Annotated in this window: 23 protein-coding genes and 1 tRNA gene; 12 read left to right on the plus strand and 12 right to left on the minus strand. The window is 65.6% G+C overall.

Features of this window, described 5'->3' with window-relative positions:
- Positions 1 to 833: 833 nt before the first annotated feature.
- Genes F2Q65_RS09925 through F2Q65_RS09940 form a run of 4 tightly spaced genes read left to right on the plus strand, consistent with a single transcriptional unit; the run spans position 834 to position 3,539 of the window.
- On the plus strand, positions 834 to 1,082 hold the full coding sequence (locus F2Q65_RS09925) for an Lrp/AsnC family transcriptional regulator (RefSeq protein ID WP_150092917.1): 249 nt from the start codon (positions 834 to 836) through the stop codon (positions 1,080 to 1,082).
- A gap of 19 nt (positions 1,083 to 1,101) precedes the next feature.
- Complete coding sequence (trpD, locus tag F2Q65_RS09930) at positions 1,102 to 2,136, plus strand: anthranilate phosphoribosyltransferase (protein WP_150092919.1); 1,035 nt, start codon at positions 1,102 to 1,104, stop codon at positions 2,134 to 2,136.
- On the plus strand, positions 2,133 to 2,849 hold the full coding sequence (locus F2Q65_RS09935; RefSeq protein WP_150092921.1) for an indole-3-glycerol-phosphate synthase: 717 nt from the start codon (positions 2,133 to 2,135) through the stop codon (positions 2,847 to 2,849). Before trpD ends, F2Q65_RS09935 begins: the two co-directional genes overlap by 4 nt.
- 3 nt (positions 2,850 to 2,852) lie before the next feature.
- A complete protein-coding gene (locus tag F2Q65_RS09940; RefSeq protein WP_150092923.1) occupies positions 2,853 to 3,539 on the plus strand; it encodes a phosphoribosylanthranilate isomerase in 687 nt (228 codons plus the stop codon).
- Between the two features lie 335 nt (positions 3,540 to 3,874).
- Here the strand turns inward: F2Q65_RS09940 and F2Q65_RS19445 are convergent, their stop codons facing one another.
- On the minus strand, positions 3,875 to 4,030 hold the full coding sequence (locus tag F2Q65_RS19445) for a LexA family protein (protein ID WP_170265626.1): 156 nt from the start codon (positions 4,028 to 4,030) through the stop codon (positions 3,875 to 3,877).
- Positions 4,031 to 4,183: 153 nt separating this feature from the next.
- Here F2Q65_RS19445 and F2Q65_RS09945 point away from each other — a divergent pair, with 153 nt between their 5' ends.
- Genes F2Q65_RS09945 through F2Q65_RS09955 form a run of 3 tightly spaced genes read left to right on the plus strand, consistent with a single transcriptional unit; the run spans position 4,184 to position 5,128 of the window.
- Positions 4,184 to 4,417, plus strand: coding sequence for a hypothetical protein (locus F2Q65_RS09945; protein WP_150092925.1), 234 nt, complete (start codon positions 4,184 to 4,186; stop codon positions 4,415 to 4,417).
- Positions 4,414 to 4,698 (plus strand): type II toxin-antitoxin system RelE/ParE family toxin, encoded by a 285-nt coding sequence (locus F2Q65_RS09950; protein ID WP_150092927.1) that lies wholly within the window; start codon positions 4,414 to 4,416, stop codon positions 4,696 to 4,698. The genes F2Q65_RS09945 and F2Q65_RS09950 overlap by 4 nt, the downstream gene beginning before the upstream one ends.
- 13 nt (positions 4,699 to 4,711) lie before the next feature.
- Positions 4,712 to 5,128, plus strand: a complete 417-nt coding sequence (locus tag F2Q65_RS09955) for a four helix bundle protein (protein ID WP_150092929.1) — start codon at positions 4,712 to 4,714, stop codon at positions 5,126 to 5,128.
- 219 nt (positions 5,129 to 5,347) lie between these two features.
- On the opposite strand, the gene F2Q65_RS19670 is transcribed toward F2Q65_RS09955, so the two are convergent.
- The 3 genes from F2Q65_RS19670 to F2Q65_RS09970 form a co-directional block, all read right to left on the minus strand.
- Positions 5,348 to 6,253 (minus strand): hypothetical protein, encoded by a 906-nt coding sequence (locus F2Q65_RS19670; RefSeq protein ID WP_150092931.1) that lies wholly within the window; start codon positions 6,251 to 6,253, stop codon positions 5,348 to 5,350.
- Between the two features lie 891 nt (positions 6,254 to 7,144).
- Positions 7,145 to 7,220 (minus strand) — tRNA-Thr (locus F2Q65_RS09965).
- Positions 7,221 to 7,384: 164 nt separating this feature from the next.
- On the minus strand, positions 7,385 to 7,987 hold the full coding sequence (locus F2Q65_RS09970; protein ID WP_170265633.1) for a protein N-terminal glutamine amidohydrolase: 603 nt from the start codon (positions 7,985 to 7,987) through the stop codon (positions 7,385 to 7,387).
- A 74-nt stretch (positions 7,988 to 8,061) separates the two neighbouring features.
- Here F2Q65_RS09970 and alaC point away from each other — a divergent pair, with 74 nt between their 5' ends.
- The gene (gene alaC, locus F2Q65_RS09975) at positions 8,062 to 9,255 is read left to right on the plus strand and encodes an alanine transaminase (protein WP_150092935.1); all 1,194 of its coding nucleotides are present in this window, start codon (positions 8,062 to 8,064) and stop codon (positions 9,253 to 9,255) included.
- A gap of 92 nt (positions 9,256 to 9,347) precedes the next feature.
- Positions 9,348 to 10,664 carry a homoserine dehydrogenase gene (locus F2Q65_RS09980; RefSeq protein ID WP_150092937.1) on the plus strand — a complete coding sequence of 439 codons (1,317 nt, stop codon included), beginning with the start codon at positions 9,348 to 9,350 and terminating at the stop codon, positions 10,662 to 10,664.
- Positions 10,665 to 10,716: 52 nt separating this feature from the next.
- Here F2Q65_RS09980 and alr read toward each other — a convergent pair whose 3' ends face one another.
- The 8 genes from alr to F2Q65_RS10020 all read right to left on the minus strand — a co-directional run bounded on the left by alr (position 10,717) and on the right by F2Q65_RS10020 (position 18,518).
- A complete protein-coding gene (gene alr / locus F2Q65_RS09985) occupies positions 10,717 to 11,820 on the minus strand; it encodes an alanine racemase (protein ID WP_150092939.1) in 1,104 nt (367 codons plus the stop codon).
- Positions 11,821 to 11,823: 3 nt separating this feature from the next.
- The gene (locus tag F2Q65_RS09990; protein ID WP_150092940.1) at positions 11,824 to 13,083 is read right to left on the minus strand and encodes a glucose-1-phosphate adenylyltransferase; all 1,260 of its coding nucleotides are present in this window, start codon (positions 13,081 to 13,083) and stop codon (positions 11,824 to 11,826) included.
- A 128-nt stretch (positions 13,084 to 13,211) separates the two neighbouring features.
- Entirely contained in the window at positions 13,212 to 14,033 is an 822-nt protein-coding gene (gene budA, locus F2Q65_RS09995; protein WP_246156124.1) for an acetolactate decarboxylase, read from the minus strand.
- Positions 14,034 to 14,075: 42 nt separating this feature from the next.
- The gene (locus F2Q65_RS10000) at positions 14,076 to 16,085 is read right to left on the minus strand and encodes an amylosucrase (protein ID WP_342782233.1); all 2,010 of its coding nucleotides are present in this window, start codon (positions 16,083 to 16,085) and stop codon (positions 14,076 to 14,078) included.
- 1 nt (position 16,086) lies between these two features.
- Positions 16,087 to 16,266: a hypothetical protein gene (locus tag F2Q65_RS10005; RefSeq protein ID WP_150092942.1), complete on the minus strand. Its 180-nt coding sequence runs from the start codon at positions 16,264 to 16,266 to the stop codon at positions 16,087 to 16,089.
- A gap of 147 nt (positions 16,267 to 16,413) precedes the next feature.
- Positions 16,414 to 17,184, minus strand: a complete 771-nt coding sequence (locus F2Q65_RS10010) for a tRNA threonylcarbamoyladenosine dehydratase (RefSeq protein ID WP_246156125.1) — start codon at positions 17,182 to 17,184, stop codon at positions 16,414 to 16,416.
- Positions 17,177 to 17,971, minus strand: coding sequence for a TatD family hydrolase (locus F2Q65_RS10015; RefSeq protein ID WP_150093059.1), 795 nt, complete (start codon positions 17,969 to 17,971; stop codon positions 17,177 to 17,179). Before F2Q65_RS10015 ends, F2Q65_RS10010 begins: the two co-directional genes overlap by 8 nt.
- Before the next feature lie 28 nt (positions 17,972 to 17,999).
- Positions 18,000 to 18,518: a DUF2058 domain-containing protein gene (locus F2Q65_RS10020; RefSeq protein ID WP_150092944.1), complete on the minus strand. Its 519-nt coding sequence runs from the start codon at positions 18,516 to 18,518 to the stop codon at positions 18,000 to 18,002.
- A 203-nt stretch (positions 18,519 to 18,721) separates the two neighbouring features.
- Between F2Q65_RS10020 and F2Q65_RS10025 the strand changes: the two genes are divergently transcribed.
- The 3 genes from F2Q65_RS10025 to F2Q65_RS10035 all read left to right on the plus strand — a co-directional run bounded on the left by F2Q65_RS10025 (position 18,722) and on the right by F2Q65_RS10035 (position 21,649).
- Entirely contained in the window at positions 18,722 to 19,243 is a 522-nt protein-coding gene (locus F2Q65_RS10025; protein ID WP_150092946.1) for an OmpH/Skp family outer membrane protein, read from the plus strand.
- 287 nt (positions 19,244 to 19,530) lie between these two features.
- The gene (locus tag F2Q65_RS10030) at positions 19,531 to 19,767 is read left to right on the plus strand and encodes an HP1242/YdcH family protein (RefSeq protein ID WP_150092947.1); all 237 of its coding nucleotides are present in this window, start codon (positions 19,531 to 19,533) and stop codon (positions 19,765 to 19,767) included.
- 55 nt (positions 19,768 to 19,822) lie between these two features.
- Entirely contained in the window at positions 19,823 to 21,649 is a 1,827-nt protein-coding gene (locus tag F2Q65_RS10035) for an ABC transporter transmembrane domain-containing protein (protein WP_150092949.1), read from the plus strand.
- The last annotated feature ends 25 nt before the right edge of the window (positions 21,650 to 21,674 follow it).

The raw sequence follows: 21,674 nt of genomic DNA on the forward strand, positions 1-21,674 counted from the left end.
TAGAGCCGTTTCAGGGTCACCTCCCCGCCATTGATCAGCGCGACCACGGTGGCGCCGTTCTCGGCGCGCGGGCGCTGCCACGGCAGCGTTCGTGAGCGGCGGTCGTCGACCGCGTCCGTGGTTGGTTAGATCGCGGTCGTGATGTGCCGCCGCCATGTCGGAGCGGCGACGGTACGACAATCGTGGCCACGCATCCGTAGCCGCGCCTGGGCGCTTTGGCGAACACGGGGCAGTCCCGCTTCATGCCATCGTGGGCTTGCTGCAGAGGGGTATTGTCTATCGGGTCTGGCTGACGTCTTGGAATGCCCGCCGCTACCGGATCGAGATCGTCGGCCTCCGGGTACGGATGGAGTGGCCCGCGCGGACCCGATCCTGGCCATCTCGCATCTGCTGCGCGACCTGTCCGAACCGGCACACAAAATCATAGGCGACCCGTCGCACAGTGAATGAGCAGTCCTAGTGCCAGACTGAGTAACCAGTGCCTGCCCGGCCAGCCACTGCGTCAATGGCCATCCTCGACCCGCTTCTGCCTACCCCTGCCGGTAATCCACCCCCTCCGCTGATCGCCCCCTTCGAATCTCATCAGGATCTGGCTGCGCGGGCCGCCTGCCTGCGCGACAGCGGATCGTAGTACAATCGCGCGTTTAGCCTATGAGACGTCTGGCAACCATTTCCTGAGTCTTGCCTCCAGAAGATCCCGCTTCCCGCCAGATCAACGCAGTGGTACGCCGGTCATCTGTTTCGTCACGTCCTGGCCCTGCTGGAATGCCGAGTACCTGCGGGGCCAGCGAACCCGCATCAATGAACCCCCCTAACGACGGAGAGAAACACGCATGATCCGAGCCCTGGTGATGATGAACGTGGAGCGCGGCCAGGTTCCGGCCACGGCCAAGCGACTGGCAGCGATGGACGATGTCGTGGACGTCTATTCGGTGGCCGGTGACTATGACCTGGTGGCCATCGTCCAAAGCGCCGAGTATGAGCGACTGGCGGAGATCGTTACCGAAAAACTCCAAGGCCTGGAGGCGGTCACCACGACCACTACCCTGATGGCCTTCCGGAATTACAAGTTCAGTCTATGAGCACGGGGAGTACGAGGTCATGATCCGCGCGGCATTGCGAAAACTGACGGTTGGCGAACACCTGCAAGAGGAGGAAATCTCCCGCATCATCGGCGGTATCCGCAGCGGCGAGGTCACCGACGTGCAGATCGCCGGCTTCCTGGTCGCCCTGCTCATGAAGGGACCCACGATCCTGGAAGCGGCCGCCATCGCCCGTGCCATGCGGGCCAACTGCGAGCAGATACGCCCCGAGGTGGACGGTGAGCTCCTTGACACCTGCGGCACAGGCGGCGGCCGCACCACATTCAATTGCTCCACCACGGTCTCCCTGGTAGCGGCCGCGGCGGGCATTCCGGTGGCCAAGCACGGCAGCCGGTCACTCTCATCCTCCTCCGGCAGCGCCGACGTCCTGGAACGGCTGGGCGTCGCCATCGACCTCTCCCCCGCCCAAGCCCAACGCCTGATCGAGCGGGTGGGGATCAGTTTCCTCTATGCGCCCAACTTCCACCCCGTGATGCATCGGGTACTACCCCCCGAGATGGCCCTGGGCATCAAGACCATTTTCTATACCATCATCGGCCCCCTGATCAATCCAGCGGATGCCAGGTGCCATCTCCTCGGGGTCTACAAGTCCGATCTCGTGTCGATGATGGCCGACATCCTGGTCGAGCTCGAGTTCAGGCACGCCTTGGTGGTGCATGGGCTGGACGGGCTGGATGAGATCTCGGTGATCGGCAAGACCTCGGTGGCCGAGGTGAAGGACGGGTGGGCCAAGAAGTATGAAGTCACGCCCGCGGATTTCGGACTTAAGACCTACACCTACGAAGAGCTGTTGGGCGGAGACCCCGCGCAGAACGCTGAGCTGGTGCGGGCCATCCTGACCGGTACGGAACAGGGAGCACGGCGGGCCATGGTCATCGCCAATGCCGCGGCAGCCCTGCTGGTTGGCGGCAAGGCGACAGACTTGGGGAGCGGCGCGCGGTTGGCGGCGGATCTGATCGACAGCGGGGCGGCACGCCAAAAGCTGGACCAACTGATCGCCGAGTCCAACCGCATCGCCGCGGAGGGCCGATGAACCGCGGGGCCGGAGAACGCCGCTTCACCGCGGCCCTCCAGGCCGCCTATGACGCGGGCCGCCTTCCTCTCATTTCGGAGATCAAGGTGCGCAGCCCCAAGGAGGGCGACCTGCTCGCCGGCCGGGATCCTGTAGTCCTGGCCCGCACCATGGTGGCGTCAGGCGCCGCCTGCTTGTCCGTCGTCACGGAGGGTCCAAACTTCGGTGGCGGCCTGGAACTGTTGCAGACAGTCTCTTCTGCCGTCCCCCTGCCGGTCCTGTGCAAGGACTTCGTGACCGAGCCGAAACAGGTGTGGGAGCGTCGGGATGCGGGCGCGGCCTGTCTGCTACTGATGGTCTCCCAGCTTGACTGGTCGCAGCTGAAGGCATTGCACGCGGAGGCCCATCGCGCCGGGCTGGAGACCTTGGTGGAAGTGCATGACGAGGATGAATTACGCCTAGCCCTGACCCTGGATCTGGACCTGCTGGGCATCAACAACCGTGACATCCGCCAACTCGAGCGGGATGAAGGCACGGTCGCCAACACTCTCAGGCTGCTGGATAGCGTCCCCCCTGGGGTCCAGACGATCAGCGAGAGTGCGATCTCCGAGCCGCTGGAGGCCCGGCAGGTCATCGAGGCCGGCGGGTCGGGCGTCCTGGTCGGGACCGCGATCCTCAAGGCCACCGATCCCGCGGCGGCCGTCCGGCGCCTGGTCCAGGCCTTGGAGGACTAGGAGATGGTCCGGGTCAAGATCTGCGGTATCACGGATGCGGACCAGGTCGACTGGTGTGTCGCCGCCGGTGCGGACTGCCTTGGGTTTGTGGTGGAGTACCCGGTACCGGTCCCATGGAACCTGTCGCGACAGGAGGCCCATGCCCTGCTCGCCCGGGTGCCCCCGATGACCACCCGCGCGCTCGTCAGCGGCGGCTCCCCCGAGCATGTCATCGGGCTCGCCCGCGCGCTCCGCCCTCATCTCGTCCAACTGCACACCGACAACACCCTGGCGGAGACCGCCAAGATTGCACAGGCCTTGGCTCCGATAGGCATCGGCCTGATCCGGGCTCTGCGCATCGACGTCGCCACCGGTCTGGCGTGCGGTGAGATCACCGACCCGCTCGCGGCGGCCCATGCCCTGGAGTCCACCGGGGTCACCGCGATCTTACTCGACGCGCGCACTGGCGAGATGCCCGCGGGGACTGGGGTAAGTCTCGACTGGAGGGGCGCAAGGCGCATCCGCGACAGGCTGTCAGCGCCCTTGATCCTGGCCGGCGGTCTGACAACAGGGAACGTCCGCAGTGCCATCGAGCAGGTACGGCCCTATGCCGTGGATGTGATCAGCGGCGTCGAGGTGTCCAGAAGGGTGAAGTCACCCAAGCTCATCCGACAGTTCGTCCGTCAGGCGCGGGTCACGGTCAGCCAGTGACTCCAACAGGGGGCTGGCTAACGACTGGATGGCGATCCATCGGCGCTCAGGACTATCGCCTTTCCTTACGACGAGGGTGGCTCCGGCCAGATCAAGGCGACGTGCGAGGGCCCAGAGCCTGACCGTGCTTCCAGCAAACGCGTCAATTCCGCCGCCGGATGTGCGGTGCTGCTAAGTGGCGTAGGTCGACTCGATCGGATGATAGGCAGGCCAGAAAAGACTATCGCGGGTCGATCTCGCCAGTCTTTGGGTTCTTTGCCACATTAGCTGGTGAGAGGCAGAATCGCAGGATTATTGGTCATGGCGCACACGGGGGAGCCGTGGTCCGTTCAGGCCTATGCGCGCAGCGCCCCGCTCACCACGCCCAGCACCTCGAACGCCTCATGCGGATAGGTGAGCGGGGCCATCTCGGGGTTGGCCGGCTGCAGGCGGATGCCCTCGGCCTCGACATAGAGCCGTTTCAGGGTCACCTCCACGTACCGCAAAATCAAGGATCAATTCATCCGCCACGATGCCGTCCTGGGGGAATGGAACTATCTCGTCGATGGCCGCGGACTGAATGCATAAAGTGTATCAGTTGTTTTTGATGTGTTACTAAGCATCCCCCGTGTCTTTCGTTTCGCCAACATCAAGGAGTTAACGCCATGCCCCAACCCATCACACTGAACCAGGCAATCGACGCCGTCACCCAGTTACCGCCACAACAACAGGAGATGCTCCTGGATATCCTCCAACATCGCTGGAGTGAGGCGAGACGTGATGAGATCGCCGAGGCTGCGCGACAAGCTCAGGCGGACTTTCAGCAGGGCCGACTGAAAGCCCAGCACGCCGATGCCGTCATCCAGAACCTGCACCAGTCTCTTGAGGACGAAGCGTGAGAAATCTGGTGCTCACCACGAGTTTTCAGCGGGCGTATCGAAAACAGGTGAAGAGGAACCGCGCCCTGCAACCACGCATCGATGAAACCCTGCGACAAATGCAAGAGGACTTATATTCTCACTCCCTCGGCACGCACAAACTCAGCGGCAAACTCCAGGGTCTATGGGCCAGCGCCTGCGGCTACGATTGTCGTATCGTTTTCACCCTCGAAATTGACCCAACCGACGACCAGGAGGTCATACTTCTGATCGATGTTGGAACCCATGATGAAGTCTATTAGTGGGAAATGAGTCATGGCAACGATACAAAAATTCGAGGACATCGAAGTCTGGCAAAAGGCCCGAGCACTGGCCATGGCAATTTACGCCCTGTCAAACGACGGCCAGTTTGCCCGTGACTTCGGCCTGCACGACCAAATCCGTCGTGCCTCGGTCTCCATCATGTCCAACATCGCCGAAGGCTTCGGCAGAGGTGGCAACAAGGAATTTCTCCAGTTCCTTTTAACCGCCAAAGGGTCAGCATCTGAAGTCCAAGCCCAACTCTACATCGCCCTCGACGTATACCATATCAAAAACGAACAGTTTCAAAGCCTCTATGTGCTGGCTCAATCCACAGGAAACATGATCGGCAGCCTGATTCGCTATCTGGCCAAGTCCGACAACAAAGGAATCAAGTATGAAACAAGATCAAATGCTCGGACTGGATTATGAACCAGTAACCAGCAACCAGGAACCTGCTTAGTCCCTTACCCCCAAAATCTTCGACAAAACGGCAAAGACTTCAGAGCGCATTTTGGACCAGGCTGGGCTGCACGAAGTACTCGCGGATGACCAGGGCGGTGACGACGACGCGCCGACCGAGTTTGGTGAAGAAGTACTTGTAGGAATGGGCGACCTTCTTGATGAGGCCATGGGTGCGCAGACGCTTGATCAGGCAAGCACTGCGGCCGGCTGTGAGGTCGGGGATGTGGGCGCGCAGGTCGCCGGCGCGGAAGCCGGAGATGGACCATTCACCGCGGGCGAGGGTGAGGAACAGTCGGTAGTCAGGGTCGAGGAACAGGTCAAAGCCGCGGTAGGAGCGACCGTTGGGTTTGGCTGGTGCCGCCATCTTGGCCAACGCCTTCTGCGCCGCGTCGGGATTGTCGAGACAGGCCATGAAGGCGAGGTAGCGCTCTGGGCGGCGTGCATGAGTTGGCGCAGGTCGCCGAGGCTGTAGATCGATTTGCGCAGTGGAGCGCGCTTGAACACACGCTCGCCGTTGCGCTGTTCCACGTAACGGTGGTGCTTGAAGAAGGAGACATCGTTAGCGGTGCACGCGACGCGCGCGATGATGCCGGTCTTATCATAGCGCTTGAGGCTGGCGGGTCCCATGTGGTGACGGATGCGGGTGCCTTGGATGCGGGTGGAGAAGTCGTTGCCGACCTCGCCCTGATCGTTGCCCGAGAGCTTGTGACCCAGGAAGCGGGCGACATGCTCGGCCTTGACCACGTGCACGGCGGTGCGCACGATGGCCTCGTATAAGGGTTGAAAGCGGGCCTGCTGGCGGAAGACCACGTCGGTGGCGTACTCCACCTGCATGAAGCTCCAGTGCACGCCGTTGCGGAAGTGGTGCAAGACGGGGCAGCAGCGCTGCGCCCATTCATCGAGGTGGCGATGCAGCGCGGTGGCATCGAGGCTGTCTGCCAAGCGCTGGGCTTCGGCAGGGTCGGCAAGGTGCAGGAAGGCGTTGTCCGCGGTCTCGAACGCAATGCCGGCCTGCGTCAATTGCCGCGCCAGCCAGCCGTGGCCATTGAAGTAGACCTGCAGGCGAAACGGTGCCCAGGTCGGCTCGCGCAACGGCTCGGCCCATCACGGGTAGTCGAACAGGCGGATTGCCGTTGCCCCCGAGGTAACCCGCCATCGCCTTGGCATGGCAAATGTCCGGCAGCGTGCCCGTGATCACGACGCGATCGAAGCACGACAGAACACAGCCGATCTCGTCTTGGTGTTGCTCGACAAAGGGGTTCATGGTCCGGCTCCAGTCTCGGGACGGCTACACTCAACGATAGCTGATCGGGCCTGTTTGGTTCCGGCTTTGCCGGGTTAGGAAAATGCGCGCGCGCGTCCCCCATGTCCCGCGTCATTCCCTGTGCGTTTTCCTGTAATACATATACACATATAAGAATTTTCGTGGAACACATAACGCGCGCGTTACGCGGTACAGATTTTTTCCCTGAGTGCTGCAAAACGGCGGGGGACATGGGGAACATGGGGGACATTTTGGAAAGCCCCATCGAATCAGTACCTTGCGGGGTTTTTCGTGTCCCCCAAAACGGGGGACAAGCGGGGGACAGCGGGGGACAAAACTGCACCCGTTACGCCCTGCTGCGCTACCGCCGACAGCCCCGACCCGTCTGGCACCGATTCGCCCCCGCTGCTGTCACCGAAGGCCCAAGCCCAGCGCCCGCCACCGACCCAAACGAACACACGCGCGCAAATCAACCGCGTGAAAGCCCAACCCGCGTGTGAGGGCATCCCGGCCGACTGGCCCCGATCGCTGTCCCGGACCTTGGTGCAGGCTCGCCCTGGAGCTGGTGCCGATTGGGGCCCACGGACCTTGGTGCAGGCTGGCCCCTCGTGCAGTATCGCGCTGGTGACTCGAAGCCGCGACTTGCGTCACCGTGGTGGCTCTATGGTGTCTCAACGAGAAACGGCTTAGCCTTTCGAATGCTAAGCCGTTGTTTTTAATGGAGCCGATGAGCGGATTCGAACCGCTGACCTACTGATTACGAATCAGTTGCTCTACCACCTGAGCTACATCGGCGATGATCGGCCGTGCCGTATCTGCCGGCGAGCTGGAAATTATCATCGATTCCGAAGTCGGAGGCAAGCAGCCGAGACGGCGTGACTGCGCAGCAAGGCGCAAGCCTGGTAGCGCGCGGGGAACACCCGGCGAGCGCAAAGCAGGCGATCACGGGCCGGTTTTGCTCAGCGGGCTGCGGCCCCGACGGGCGGCTTGGGGGACGGCTTGGCCGGCAATTCGGGCTCTAGCCAGCGCATCAGACCATGCCAGTCGAGGCAGGTGCCCGGTCCGTCAGGCGGGGGCTGCAGGTACTGGGGCAAGGTGTGGCTGTTGCCGATGGGGGGCCAGGGCGGTGGCGGGTGATGCCAGCCGCCGTCGCGGGTGCGCATGTGGCGTCGGTCGCTGCCAAAATGCCGGCGGTAGTCATCGGCCGGCACCAGACGGAATTTGGGCGCCAGCGCCGGGCCCAAAAGGCGGATGAACGGAAAGGTCTGCTGCAGCCAGTCGCGCGCGGGCAGGGGCATGCCCAGGCGGGTATCCGGGTCCCAGATGCGTGCGGCTTCGTCGAGCACCACGCAGTGGTAATCCCAGCTCAGGAGCCGGCCGGGCGGCGCCGCGCGCTGGCAGGCGAACGGACATCGACCGATGCGATTGGAGACGAACAGCACCTGTCGCCCGCCCCCGGGCTCCCCCTCCCCGCCCGCGGCCAGGGTCGGTTCGCCGCAGAGCCACCAGGCATTCTCCTCGCAGTAGAAGGGCTGATAGCGAAATTGCCGTCTTTCGTGCATCACACGTTTGAATCCAGGCGAGCTGACGTTACACTCTAACCCCTTTACCCAGGCAATCTGCACAGAGGTCCATCGTGGTCGCCCCGGAACCGTCATTTCGCCGCATCGAGCGGCTCCCGCCCTATGTCTTCAATATCGTCAATGAGTTGAAGGCCGCAGCACGCGCCCGGGGCGAGGATATCATCGATTTCGGCATGGGCAACCCCGATCAACCCACGCCGCAGCACATCGTCGACAAGCTGGTGGAGGCCTCGCAGCGCCGGGACACCCACCGCTACTCCGTCTCCCGCGGCATTCCGCGGCTGCGCCGGGCCATCGCCAAGTGGTATCGGGAGCGCTACGACGTGCAGCTCGACCCCGCTACCGAGGCCATTGTCACCATCGGCTCCAAAGAGGGGTTGGCGCACCTGGCACTGGCCACCATGGGCGCCGGCGACACGGTGCTGGTACCGAACCCGGCCTATCCCATCCACCCCTATGGTTTCATCATCGCCGGCGCGGATGTGCGCCATGTGCGCATGACGCCTGAGGTGAACTTCTTCGAGGAGCTGCAGCGGGCCATCGTCGACTCCTGGCCGCGCCCGAAGATGCTGGTGCTGAACTTTCCGGGCAACCCCACCACGGAGTGCGTGGACCTGCCGTTCTTCGAGCAGGTGGTGGAGATCGCACGCGAGCACGGCATCTGGGTGGTGCATGATCTGGCCTACGCCGATATCGTCTTCGACGGCTACACCGCGCCGTCCATCCTGCAGGTGCCGGGGGCGAAGGACATCGCCGCGGAATTCTTCTCCATGTCAAAGAGCTACAACATGCCCGGCTGGCGCGTCGGCTTCATGTGCGGCAGCCCGACGCTGGTCGCCGCGCTGGCGCGGATCAAGTCTTACCTTGACTACGGCACCTTCACGCCGATCCAGGTCGCAGCCATCCATGCGCTGGAGTCGTCGCAGCAGTGCGTGGCGGACATCCGCGACATGTACCAGCGCCGGCGCGACTGCCTGTGCGACGGCCTCAACGATGCCGGCTGGCCGGTGGAGCGGCCGCGGGCGACCATGTTCGTCTGGGCCCGGATCCCGGAGCAGTACCGCGAGATGGGGTCGCTGGAATTTTCCAAGAAGCTGCTGCGCGACGCCAAGGTGGCGGTGTCTCCGGGCATCGGCTTCGGCGATTACGGCGACGATCACGTGCGCTTCAGCCTGATCGAGAACGAGCACCGCACGCGTCAGGCGATGCGCGGCATCAAGCAGATGTTCCGCGACGACGCGCGCTAGCCCCGGCTTAAAGCCGGCTTGCCTGCAGTTTGCACCCGGCTTACGAGCGAACCCTGAACATCCCTCCGCCACGGAGGACACAAGGAGCGACTATGGAACCGGTGAACATCGGACTTCTGGGCCTGGGCACCGTCGGCGGAGGGACCGTCACGGTGCTGACTCGCAACGCCGCGGAGATCGCCCGGCGGGCCGGACGCGACATTCGCATTGCCCATGCCGCCGCACGCGCCTACGACCAGGAGCGCATCAGCGGCATCGAGGCCATCGGGCGCATCACTGATGATGCCTTCGCCGTGGTGGATGACCCAAAGGTGGACATCGTCATCGAGCTCATCGGCGGCTACTCGCCGGCGCGGGAGCTGGTGCTGCGCGCCATCGACAACGGCAAGCATGTGGTCACCGCCAACAAGGCGCTGATCGCGCTGCACGGCAACGAGATCTTCGCCGCCGCGCAGGAAAAGGGCGTGACCGTGGCCTTCGAGGCGGCGGTCGCCGGCGGCATCCCCATCATCAAGGCGCTGCGCGAGGGTCTGGCGGCCAACCACATCGAGTGGATCGCCGGCATCATCAACGGCACCGGCAACTACATCCTCACCGAGATGCGCGACAAGGGTCGCGACTTCGGCGACGTGCTGGCGGAGGCCCAAGCCCTGGGCTATGCCGAGGCCGATCCCACCTTCGACGTGGAGGGCATCGACGCCGCGCACAAGCTGACCATCCTGGGCTCCCTGGCCTTCGGCATCCCGCTGCAGTTCGACAAGACCTTCACCGAGGGGATCTCCCGGATCGAGCCCCAGGACGTCGCCTTTGCGGCGGAACTGGGCTACCGCATCAAGCATCTGGGCATCACGCGGCGTACCGACGCCGGTATCGAGATGCGCGTGCATCCGACGCTGATCCCGCATCGCCGGCTGATCGCCAACGTCGACGGCGTGATGAACGCGGTGCTGGTCAAGGGCGACGCCGTGGGCCCGACGCTCTACTACGGTGCCGGCGCCGGTGCGCTGCCCACCGCCTCGGCGGTGGTGGCGGACGTGGTGGACGTGGCGCGGGCGCTGACCACGGATCCGACCAATCGCGTGCCGCACCTGGCCTTCCAGCCAGACGAGATCACCGACACCCCGGTGCTGCCCATCGATGAGGTGGAGACCGCCTACTACCTGCGTCTCACGGCGCTGGACCGTCCCGGCGTCATGGCCGGCATCGCCGGCATCCTGGGTGAGGAAGGCATCAGCATCGAGGCCATCAAACAGAAGGAGCCGGCACCCGGCGAGACCCATGTGCCGCTGATCATGCTCAGCCACCGCGTCAAGGAGGCGCGCATGAACCGCGCCCTGGCCCGCATCGAGGCGCTGGAGGCCGTGAGCGGCGAGATCGTCCGCATCCGCATGGAAGGGCTGGACGGCTAACGCCTGACGACCAGCCGACGGGCCAGTCGACAGACCGACCGACAGACAGGGATCAGCTGGCGTCGGCGTCGGCGTCGGCGTCCTGATGGATCAGCCGCACCCGCCGCGACAGGCCGGCGAAGAGCTGGTAGGCAATGGTGTCACTGGCGGCCGCGACCTCGTTGGGGTCCACCCGATCACCCCAGAGCTGCACCGGGTCGCCGACCCGCGCATCCGGGACCGGCGTCAGATCGACCGTGAGCATGTCCATGGAGACGCGGCCGATAATGCGGGTGCGCCGGCCCTTCACCGCCACTGGCGTGCCGTCGCGGGCGTGGCGCGGGTAGCCGTCAGCATAGCCGATGGACACCACCCCCACCCGGGTGGGGGTTGAACAGACAAAGCGCCCGCCGTAGCCCACCGCTGCACCGGCGTCCAGTTCGCGGATGGCGATCAGCGCCGACTCCAGACACATGCCCCGCCGTAACGGCGCCGAGGCCGGGTGATCGGCGGGCAGCGGCGTTGCGCCGTACAGCATGATGCCCGGGCGTAGCCACTGCCGCCGGGCCGCCGTCCAGCCCATGATCGCGGCGGAGTTGGCCAGGCTCTGCGGTGAGTCCATGTCGCGCACATGGGCGTCGAACACGGCCAATTGATCCGTGGTGCCGGGGTGCGCCAGTTCATCGGCGCGGGCAAGGTGGCTCATCAGCACGATGTCGGCCACATGGGGGCAGGCGCGCAGGCAGCGATAGGCCTCCTGAAAGGCCCGCGGCGCCAGGCCGACGCGATGCATGCCGGTGTCCATCTTCAGCCAGCAGGACAAGGGCCGCCCGGGCCTGGCCTGCAGCAACCAGAGCAACTGCTCCGGCGAGTGCACCACCGGGGTCAGCCGATGGCGTTCTGCCAGGGCCAGTTCTGCCGGCTCGAACACCCCCTCCATGAGCAGAATGGGGTTGTCGATACCGGACTCTCGCAGTTCCATCGCCTCTTCCGCGCAGGCGACGCCGAAGGCATCCGCCTCCGCCGCCAGTGTCCTGGCCACGGCCACGGCGCCATGCCCGTAGGCATTGGCCTTGATCACCGCAACCGCGCGACTGGCCGGCGCCAGTTGCTTGGCATAACGGTAGTTGTGTCGGATGGCCGCCAGGTCGATACGGGCGACAAGCGGTCTGGGCATGCGTCAGGCGTCGTAGCCGTGGCCCTTGCCGTGTCCTTCACGGGCGTAGAAGCCGATCGGCGGCGAGGCCACCACAGTGACCCCGCCCGGGCTGACGGTATAGCGCTTGCGATCCGCCGCCAGGTCGTAGCCGATTCGAGTATCCGGCCTGATGATGGTGTTGCGGCCCACCACGGCGCGCTTCAGCCGGGCGCCGCGACAGACGCGCACGTAGTCCATGATGATGCATTCATCCAGCACCACGTCTTCCTCGATTACCGCCTCGCGGCGGATGATGGAGTCCAGGATCAGGGTGTCTTCATGCACCACCGTGGCCGCACCCAGCAGAGAGTTGCGAATCTCGCCGCCCAGCACGCGGGCCGCTGGCCCTTGGTAATTGCCGGAGTAGATCGGCCACTGCGGGTTGAAGGCATCGAACCTGGGCTCGGCACCGAGCACGTCCTTGTTGGCAGCGAAGTAGGCGTCGATGGTGCCCACGTCGCGCCAGTAGGCGCGTTCCTCGTAGGGCTTCACCCCGGGGATCTCGTTGCGGGTGAAGTCATAGGCGTACAGCCGGTGATTGCTCGCCAGCATCTGCGGCAGCACGTGCCGCCCGAAATCCGTCTGCCCCGCACGCTGGGCGGCCTGCAGGGTCTGCACCAGCGCCTTGGCGTCGAACACATAGTTGCCCATCGAGGCATAGGCCGTGTCCGGCCGGCCGGGCATCGGGAACGGCCGTTCCGGCTTCTCCTGAAAGGCCTCGATGCGACCGTCTTCCGACGCCCCGATGACGCCGAAGTCGTGGGCGGAGGCCAGCGGCACCGGCAAGGCGGCGATGGTCACATCCGCCTGGCGCATCTTGTGGAATTCGATCATCTGCCGGACATCCATCCGGTAGACGTGATCGGCGCCGAACACCACCACGTAGTCCGGCGCATGTTCCTCGATCAGGTTCAGGTTCTGGTGCACGGCATCGGCGGTGCCCTGGAACCAGTTGGCGCCGCTGTGCATCTGCGGCGGCACCACGGTGATGAACTGGTCCGACAGCAGCGGCGAGATGGTCCAGCCCTTGCGCACATGCTCGATCAGGGCCTGTGACTTGTACTGCACCAGCAGGTAGGTGGTGCGGATCTGGGAGTTGACCAGATTGCTCAACACGAAGTCGATGATCTGATAACGGGCACCGAAGGGCACCGACGGGGTCGAGCGCGCGGCGGTGAGCGGTTGCAGTCCGGCGCCTTCGCCGCCGGCCATGACGAACGCGATGATGCGATCGGTTGACATCGGTATCTTCCCCCAGCGTTCCCTGGTGCTTTCGATGTAGTTGGTTTGGTCGAGAAATTCTAACGCCTTTTACGGATCAGTGCACAGGCGATCACAAAATGAATGCTGGCCGCCAGGCGGCCATACGCTCAATCTGCCGGCGCTGGCCTTCCCTGCTCCACTGCATGCAGGGCCTCGCTGCGGTCCGCGCCCAGATCACTGGCCAGAAAGGCCGGCTGCATCGGCAACTGCACGTCCCAGCCGTTGGTATGGTCCAGTTGCACGGCCGCCTCTGCCAGCGTGAAGTCGAGCACATGGCCGCCGTGGCGGCGGTCGGCGGACAGAAAATGCAGATGGAAACCCGGCACGTTGACGCCTTTTGTGAAGCTCGGACACCAGAAGCCGATCAGCGTCCCCTCGATGTCGTCACGGGCAAAGAAGACCTGCTCCCGAGCCGCCTCCGCCAGCGGCGGATAGGGCGTCTGCTGGCGCGGCACGCTGCGGTAGCGGATCGACCCGAAGTGACCGTCGACGCGAATGGCGTAGACGATGTTGCGGCTGGGCAGCGCCGCCTCCAGCCAGGTCTTGAAGCCGGCAAAGTCCTGACCCGCGGGCGGCGTCAGTGACTGGTCGGCATCGAAGTGGGTCACCGCAATGAAGGGCGTCGCTGTCTCCGGCGGCATCGGCCGGACCACGCCGTCCGCCGCCGCCTGATACACCTGTCCGTCCAGCAGGATCAATTCCCCGTCCAGTGCCTCGAAGGTGCCGATGCCCACATCGCCATGGGGCAGCACGTCCGCCAGTGTGGCCATGGGGCCATAGACGCCGTCGAGCAGCGCGTCGATGGTGGACACCTGGTACAGGGTGTCGCGCCCTCTCTCGACCTGGCCCTCGGCCCGGCCGCCAGACTGGACGGTCGCTGAAAGCGCCAGCAGCAACGGAAGCATCCCGATCCGGGTGGCAATGTGCATGATGGTCAGGCCCTGCTGTGAGAATGGCTGCAGAAACGGGGATTAGGCGGAGCGCGACAGGATCATCAGCTGATACGGCTCGATCAGCAGCTCCTGGGTGGCGACGATGGTGCGCCCGGCGAACAGGTCCACCATGGTCTTGCGCATGCCCATCTGGCGCAGGCGCCGGGCCTCGAGCCGTTGCTGGTGTTCGCTGAAGTTGGCCAGCACGAACACCGTGGCGCTGTCGTTGGTGCGCAGAAACCCCAGCACATGGCGGTTGCCACTATCGACGAACTCGGTCTCGCCGCGGGAAAAGGCCTGGTTCTGCCCACGCACCTGCAGCAGGCGCAGCAGCCCCTGGTAGACGCGCCCGGGCACCTGATCGGTATCCCGGCGCTGCTCGGCCCGAGACCAGTCGAACGCGCCACGGTGCAGCCAGCGGGAATCGCCAACCTTCTCCGGCTGGCTGTCGTAGCCGTAGTCGTTCAGGGTGGCGATCTCGTCGCCCAGGTAGATCAGCGGGATGCCGCCGGCGGTGATGATCACACCATGGATCAGCAGGATACGACGGATGGCCAGTTCCAGTTCCACATCGTCCTGGGTGTCCAACGCCAGTTCCACGCCGGCCAGTGAGGCGCAGGTGCCGGACACGCGCGCCTGGCCGCTGACCGGGTCCTCCTGGAAGGGCGCCCCGCGGGCATAACTGCCCTCGTGCTCGCCGACGAAGAAGCGTGTCAGGAACTTGCGGTGGGGGTCCGGATCGAAGCCCGCCGCAATCACGTCGTCGTCGGCAAAGGCCCAGCCGATGTCATCATGGCAGCGCACGTAGTTCACCCAGGCGCAGCCTTCCGGGACCGCAAACCGGCGCTGCATGGCGCTCAGCAGCACGCGCACGTCACGGGTGGCCAAGGCCTCCCACAGCAGGGCCATCAGTTGCGGATTGTAGGACAGCGGACACTCGTCGATGCCGATGTACTCGCGCACCTGATCCGGATGCACGATGGCCTCGGACTTGAACACCATGGCCGGGGCGGCGATCTTCACCAGGGCGTTGAAGGCCTGAATCACCCAGTGCGCCTCCGGCAGGTTCTGCGAATTGGTGCCCAGCCGTTTCCAGACGAAGGCCACCGCATCCAGCCGCAGGATTTCCACCCCCTGGTTGGCGAGGAACAGCATCTCCTCGAGCATGCGGTTGAAGACCTCGGGATTGGCGTAGTTGAGGTCCCACTGGTAGGTGTGGAAGGTGGTCCAGACCCACTTCTTGATGCCGGTACGATAGGTGAACGCCCCCGGATGGTCTTCGGTGAACACCTCGGGCATGGTGCGCTCGTACTGATCCGGCATGCTGCGGTCGGGATACATCCGGTAGTAGGCCTGGTAGCGCCGGTCGCCGGCCAGCGCCGCCTCGGCCCAGGCGTGCTCGTCACTGGTGTGATTGAACACGAAGTCCAGGGTCAGCGAGATGCCGTGGTGCCGCAGTTCGGTGGCCAGCTGGGCCAGTTCGTCCATGTCGCCGAGCCGGGCATCGACGTTGCGATAGCTGCTGACCGCATAGCCGCCGTCGTTGTCGCCTTCCGGGCTCTCGAACACCGGCATCAGGTGCAGGTAGGTGATGCCCATCTCGGTCAGATACGGGATGCGCTCGCGCAGGCCCGCCAGGTCGCCGGCGAACAGGTCGACGTAGCACATCGCGCCGACCATGCGGTTTGACTGATACCAGGTGGGGTCGACGGCGCGCATGGCGTCCAGCGCCTTCAGCTCCGAGGGCCGGGCGATCCACATCTCGGTCGCCGACGCGAGGATGCTCTCCAGATGGAAGAAGAAGTCGTAATGCCGCCCGTAGAGTGCGTACAGGCGCCGGAACAGCCGCGGAAAGTGGCGCTCGAACCGCTCCAGATAGGCGAGCCACTCCACCTCGTCCACGGCGCCGCGAAAGCGCTGCTCCAGCCGCGGCAGCAGCCGTTCCAGCGAGCGCTGCACCTGCTCCTGCAGCCAGCGCTCGTCCTCGCCAGGCAGCCCCTCGTCGGCCGGCCCGCCAACGGCCCCGCCTCGTTCCGCCGGTGCCGCCAAGTTATTCCTCCGTCTCGACCATCGCGCCGGTGCCGTCCGGCCCCTCGAGCAGCACCAGCTTGCCCAGGGTAGGATGTCTCACGGTGGTGACCTTGAAGCTCGGATACTGTTTTTCGGCAACCACCCGGCCCTCGTCTTTCAGGTCGGCGATGACCTGAGCCTCAGTATCGATGATGCGCATGCTGTCAGCACCTCAGGCTGGAGTGGAAGGAACGAACGCCGGCGGCGGGAACCGTGCCGCGGGCACGGGCGCCCCAGCGCACATGGTGACCGATCCACCACGCAGGCTGCAACCGCGATTCCAGTTTTCGCGGCTTACCTGTCGGCATCACTCGAGCAAGCGCCGGATCACCATCCCTGCCAGTGTCAGGCCGAACAGCGCAGGCATGTAGCTGATGGTGCCGTTGACCGCACGCGGACGACCCCGACCGGTGGGCTCCGGCGGCAGCGGCGGGCGTGCGGGCTCGGTGGACCAGACCGCCAGCACGCCCCGCTCATGGCCCTGGCGGCGCAGGCGTCGGCGCACCTCCCGGGCCAGCGGACAGACCTCGCTGTCCATCAGGTCACCGACGCACAGGCGGGTGGGGTCCAGCTTGCCGCCGGCGCCCATGCTCGCGGCCACCGGCACGCCCTGTGCCAGCGCCGCGCTGATCAGGGCCACCTTGCTGCTCAGACTGTCGATGGCGTCCACCACCTGGTGGAAGCCGCGCCCATCCAGCCCCTGCCCCACCAGCGCTGGCAGTTCATCCACCGCCAGGAAGCGATCGATCCGAGTGACCCGGCAATGCGGGTTGATGTCAGCGATGCGCTCGGCGATGACCTCCACCTTGGGCCGCCCCAGGGTGCTGTTGAGGGCGCAGAGCTGGCGGTTCAGATTGGAGGCGACCACAGTGTCATGGTCGGCGATGGTCAGCGCGCCGACCCCGGCACGCGCCAGCGCTTCGGCAACGAAGGAGCCGACGCCCCCGAGGCCCGCCAGCAGCACCCGCGCATTCGCCAGCCGCGCCACCCCGTCCTCTCCCAGCAGAATGCCGGTGCGTTCCCAGAGCGGATTGTCGGTCATCGTGTCGGCCAGAGTATCAGGCAGCGTGTCAATCATGATGAGCAGGCTCCGGTGCATGCCAGGGTGCATCGAGCCCGAGCACCTCCCGGGCGTTGGCAGTGGTCACGGCGGCGATGGACTCCGGGTCGGCATCCCGCGCTGCAGCCAGGGCCGAGAGTACTTCCGGCAGATATTCCGGGCTGTTGCGCTGAAAGCGATGCGACGCCACGGTCAGATCCGGCGCGTCGGTCTCCAGCACGATGGCCTCCAGCGGCAGTTCGCGGGCCAGCCGCCGCAACCGGGCCGAGCGCTCGAAGGTGAGCATGCCGCCGAAGCCGAGCTTGAAGCCGAGCGTGACATACTGCTGCGCCTGTTGCAGGCTGCCGTTGAAGGCGTGCGCAATGCCACCCCGCACCCCGGTCTGCCGCAGCAGCGCCAGCATGGCATCGTGGGCCTTGCGCACATGCAGCAGCACCGGCAGGCCGGCGTCGCGCGCCAGGCACAGCTGCGCGGCACACAGGCGCTGCTGCTGCGCCGGATCAGATGCCGCAGCATGAAAGTCAAGCCCGATCTCTCCCACCGCCACCGGCCGCACCGTTGCCAGCGCCTGCTCCAGCCGCTGCAGGTCCGAGGCCCGATGCTGCTGCATGAACAACGGGTGCAGGCCCAGGGCCGGGAACAGGTCCGGCTCGGCGTCGCACAGCGCCAGCAGCGGCTTCCAGCCCGCGGCGTCGATGCCCGGCACAACAATGGCCCGGACACCGGCGGCCCGCGTGCGCTGCAGCACAGCACCGCGGTCCGGCTCGAACGCCGCCACGTCCAGGTGGCAATGGGTATCGATCAGGTACGCCACACCAGTTCACCACACCAGATCACCACATCAGGTCATCCGGCACCTTGTAGTCGGCGTATTCGTCGTCCTCCTCCGCGGCGGGCGTGTTCCGCACCAGCACCAGGCTCGCGTCGAAGGCTGCGACCCGCTCGGCCACCTGGGCCGGCACCAGCTGGTAGAAGTCGTCCTGGCGCACGATGGCCAGCTCCCCCGCCACCAGTTGGCGCTGCTGCTCGGCATTGACATAGAGCCGCTTGAGCGTGCTGCCGTCGGTGAAATTGTAGGCCAGGTCGCCGGCATCGCGCGGCACCCGCTGATCCCGGATCAGCTGCCAGATGGCCACCAACTCGGCCTTGCGCCTGGCCTCTTCCTCGCGCTGGCGGTTCAGTTCGCGGTCCTGGCGCTTCTTCTCCGACGCTGCCTGCCGGACCTGACGACGCGCGGCGTCGTCCGTTGCACCGGCGCGCTGCTGCTTGCGCTTCTTGCTCTTTGCTTGCTTGAGCTGCTGATCACTCACCAGCCCCGCCTTCAGCAGTTGATCCTGAAGGGAATTGGCCATGGCGTCTCTCCTGCGCCTCTGTTTGCGCCCTGGGTGTTGTTGTCTGCGACCATCCACCGCATCGGACGGACAGTATCGAGCGGCGCATTGTATACCGGTTACCCAACCGACGAGCCGACCGCATCAGGGCTGTCGTTCGCCGCGGCGTCGGGGGTAAACTTGGGCGGTCATTCACGCACATTGAGTCAAGCAAGCGTCAACCAATGATCACGATTCGCAAACCCCTAGTCGCCTGTGTCCTGGGTATCAGCCTGCTCGGCGGCGTCGCCATCGACGCCAGCGCCCAGACCATCGGCTTCGTCGACATGCAGCGGGTGCTGGAGGAGAGCGCACTGGGCAAGGCGGCCCAGGCTGAGCTGGACACCCGCTTCGGCGACCAGCAGCAGGCCTTCACCCAGCGCGAGCAAGAGATCCGCCAGATGCAGGCGGCGCTAGAACGCGACAAGCCCCTGATGAGCAAGGAGCAGGTGGAGAAGCGAGAGACCGAGCTGCGGGCATTGATCGAACAGTTCGAGAAGGACTTCAACGCCGTTCAGCGCGAGGTCATGCAGGTCCAGCAGGAGCAGGGCCAGCGCGTGCTGGCCCCGGCACGCAAGGCCATCGACACCGTGGCGAAAAAGGCCAAGCTGACCGCGGTGTTCGAGTCGACCCAGGCCGGTCTGCTCTACATGGGCGACGATGCGGACATCACCGATCAGGTAATCAAGGCCCTGAACGCCCAGTAGCGCATCGAGCGCGCTCTGCGCCATCGGCACTGAAATCGGCGCATCCATAACCTGGATCACGATTCAAGGGTCTTTGTTGGCCCCGGCCTGATACGCCTTGGTTTACAATCGCCGCCGGAGCCCGGAAACGGTGCCAACGCCCCCGAACCAGGCCGACGCACCCGAGCCGCTCCACCGCCTGAGAACTTTCCGCCCCCGGCGCATGACCAGCGCATCACCGGGGCATCACCAGGGCACCGCCGCCGCACCACTGTGCCGGTGCCATCGCTTCGGAGGAAGACCACCCGATGCTGGGAGAAAAACACGACCTGGTCCACGAGTTCCCGGAGCTCGAAGGCAAGATCGAGGCGATGCGGGCCGAAAGTGCCCCGTTCGCCGAGCTCATGGACCAGTACGACGGGCTCGATGAGCGCGTGCGCAAGCTCGAGGAACTGGGCACCCCGGTGGCCGACGAGACCATCGAGGACCTGAAAAAGGAACGCCTTCTGCTGAAGGACAAACTCTACCAACTGCTCCGCGGCTGACGCGCGGCGGAGGGGTGTCTCGGGCCTTCTGGTTCGGGGCCCGAGTCAACCCACCATGCGATCGCATCCCGCTATCGGCGACGACGCCGAACGTCCAGGCGGCCGGCGGCTGAAGCCGCTGCTGCAACTGCTTGCCTTTACCCGCCCCTACCTCGGGCGACTGCTGCTTGCGCTGCTGGCGCTGGTGGTCGCCGCGGGTGCGCTGCTGGCCTTTGGTCAGGTCATTCGCAACGTGGTGGACTACGGCCTGGCGGACGGCTCCACCCGGGCCCTCAACCTGGCCCTGCTGGCATTTCTCAGCGTGGTCGCGCTGCTGTCGGTGGCCATAACGGCCCGCAGCTATCTGCTCAACTGGATTGGCGAGCGGGTGGTGGCGGATGTGCGGCGGGCGGTGTTCGAGCGTACCCTGGCGCTGGACGTCGGCTTCTACGAGACCAACCGCACCGGCGAACTCATCTCCCGCCTGACCAGCGACACCGCGCTGCTGCAGGTGGTGGTGGGCTCCACCCTGGCCATGGGCCTGCGCACCGGGCTGCTGGCCGTCGGTGGCATTGCCATGCTGGCCATCACCAGCCCGCGGCTCACCGCCATGGTGCTACTGGGCGTGCCCCTGGTGGTGGTGCCCACCTGGCTGCTCGGCGCCCGCGTGCGGCGTCTGTCGCGCAAGAGCCAGGACCGCATCGGCGACGTTGCCGCCTACGTAGACGAAACCCTGCACGCCATCCGCACGGTGCAGGCCTTCGGCCACGAGCCCATCGACCAGCGGCGCTACGCCGAGCGGGTCGAGCAGGCCTTCGACACCGCCATGCGGCGCTCCCTGAACAGCGCGCTGATGAGCGGCATGGTCACCATGGTCACCTTCGGCGCCATCGGCACCGTGCTCTGGGTGGGCGGCAACGAGGTGCTCACCGGCGAGCTCAGCGGCGGCGAGCTGTCAGCCTTTCTGTTCTATGCCATCCTGGTCGCCGGCTCGGTGGGCTCGCTCAGCGAGATCATCGGCCAGCTGCTGCGCGGCGCCGGCGCCAGCGAGCGGCTGATGGAGCTGTTGCAGACGCAACCCAAGATCGCCGCCCCGGCACAGCCGCGCAGCCTGCCGACCCGGGTCAGCGGAGCGGTACGGGCCGAGGGCCTCAGCTTCAGTTACCCGGCGCGCCCGGGCATCCTGGCCCTTGCCGACCTGGACCTGGACATCCGCCCCGGTCAGCGGGTGGCGCTGGTGGGGCCGTCCGGTGCCGGCAAGTCGACCCTGTTCCATCTGCTGCTGCGCTTCTATGACCCGCAGCGGGGGCGCCTGACCCTCGACGGCGTCGACCTGCGCGAACTGGCCCCGTCGGAGCTGCGCCGGCACATCGCCGTGGTACCGCAGGATCCGGTGATCTTTGGCAGCGACGCCCGGGAGAACATCCGCTATGGCCTGGAGGGCACCGACGAGGCCGCGGTGCGCGCCGCCGCCCGCGCCGCTCATGCGGACGATTTCATCCAGCGTCTGCCCCAGGGCTATGACACCTTCCTCGGCGAGCGCGGGGTGCGCCTGTCTGGCGGCGAACGCCAGCGCATCGCCGTGGCCCGCGCCATTCTGCGGGACCCTGCCCTGCTGCTGCTGGACGAGGCCACCAGCGCCCTCGATGCCGAGAGCGAACGCCTGGTGCAGGAGGCGCTGGAACATCTAATGCGCGATCGCACCAGCATCGTCATCGCCCACCGCCTGGCTACCGTGCGCCAGGCAGACCGCATCCTGGTGCTGGACCAGGGCCGCATCGTCGCCAGCGGCCGCCACGAGGAACTGCTGGCCGAGAACGGTCTGTATGCGCGGCTGGCGTCACTGCAGTTCCAGGACGTCAACCAGCCGCCTGCGGCACCCGGAATCGCGCCCGCATCCTGAGATTGGAGATTGGGGTTGCGTCCCC

The organism is Thiohalocapsa marina (assembly GCF_008632335.1).
GTDB lineage: Bacteria > Pseudomonadota > Gammaproteobacteria > Chromatiales > Chromatiaceae > Thiohalocapsa > Thiohalocapsa marina.

Bases quoted from the DNA above. Each gene is read 5' to 3' on its own strand.
- F2Q65_RS10030 (WP_150092947.1), top strand. From the start codon at position 19,531: ATGCTGGGAGAAAAACACGACCTGGTCCACGAGTTCCCGGAGCTCGAA.
- F2Q65_RS10035 (WP_150092949.1), top strand. From the start codon at position 19,823: ATGCGATCGCATCCCGCTATCGGCGACGACGCCGAACGTCCAGGCGGC.
- F2Q65_RS09940 (WP_150092923.1), top strand. From the start codon at position 2,853: ATGGTCCGGGTCAAGATCTGCGGTATCACGGATGCGGACCAGGTCGAC.
- trpD (WP_150092919.1), top strand. From the start codon at position 1,102: ATGATCCGCGCGGCATTGCGAAAACTGACGGTTGGCGAACACCTGCAA.
- budA (WP_246156124.1), bottom strand. From the start codon at position 14,033: ATGCACATTGCCACCCGGATCGGGATGCTTCCGTTGCTGCTGGCGCTT.
- F2Q65_RS09945 (WP_150092925.1), top strand. From the start codon at position 4,184: ATGCCCCAACCCATCACACTGAACCAGGCAATCGACGCCGTCACCCAG.
- F2Q65_RS09980 (WP_150092937.1), top strand. From the start codon at position 9,348: ATGGAACCGGTGAACATCGGACTTCTGGGCCTGGGCACCGTCGGCGGA.
- F2Q65_RS10020 (WP_150092944.1), bottom strand. From the start codon at position 18,518: ATGGCCAATTCCCTTCAGGATCAACTGCTGAAGGCGGGGCTGGTGAGT.
- F2Q65_RS10010 (WP_246156125.1), bottom strand. From the start codon at position 17,184: ATGATTGACACGCTGCCTGATACTCTGGCCGACACGATGACCGACAAT.
- F2Q65_RS09925 (WP_150092917.1), top strand. From the start codon at position 834: ATGATCCGAGCCCTGGTGATGATGAACGTGGAGCGCGGCCAGGTTCCG.
- F2Q65_RS10025 (WP_150092946.1), top strand. From the start codon at position 18,722: ATGATCACGATTCGCAAACCCCTAGTCGCCTGTGTCCTGGGTATCAGC.
- F2Q65_RS09935 (WP_150092921.1), top strand. From the start codon at position 2,133: ATGAACCGCGGGGCCGGAGAACGCCGCTTCACCGCGGCCCTCCAGGCC.
- F2Q65_RS09955 (WP_150092929.1), top strand. From the start codon at position 4,712: ATGGCAACGATACAAAAATTCGAGGACATCGAAGTCTGGCAAAAGGCC.
- alr (WP_150092939.1), bottom strand. From the start codon at position 11,820: ATGCCCAGACCGCTTGTCGCCCGTATCGACCTGGCGGCCATCCGACAC.
- F2Q65_RS09970 (WP_170265633.1), bottom strand. From the start codon at position 7,987: ATGCACGAAAGACGGCAATTTCGCTATCAGCCCTTCTACTGCGAGGAG.
- F2Q65_RS09990 (WP_150092940.1), bottom strand. From the start codon at position 13,083: ATGTCAACCGATCGCATCATCGCGTTCGTCATGGCCGGCGGCGAAGGC.
- F2Q65_RS10005 (WP_150092942.1), bottom strand. From the start codon at position 16,266: ATGCGCATCATCGATACTGAGGCTCAGGTCATCGCCGACCTGAAAGAC.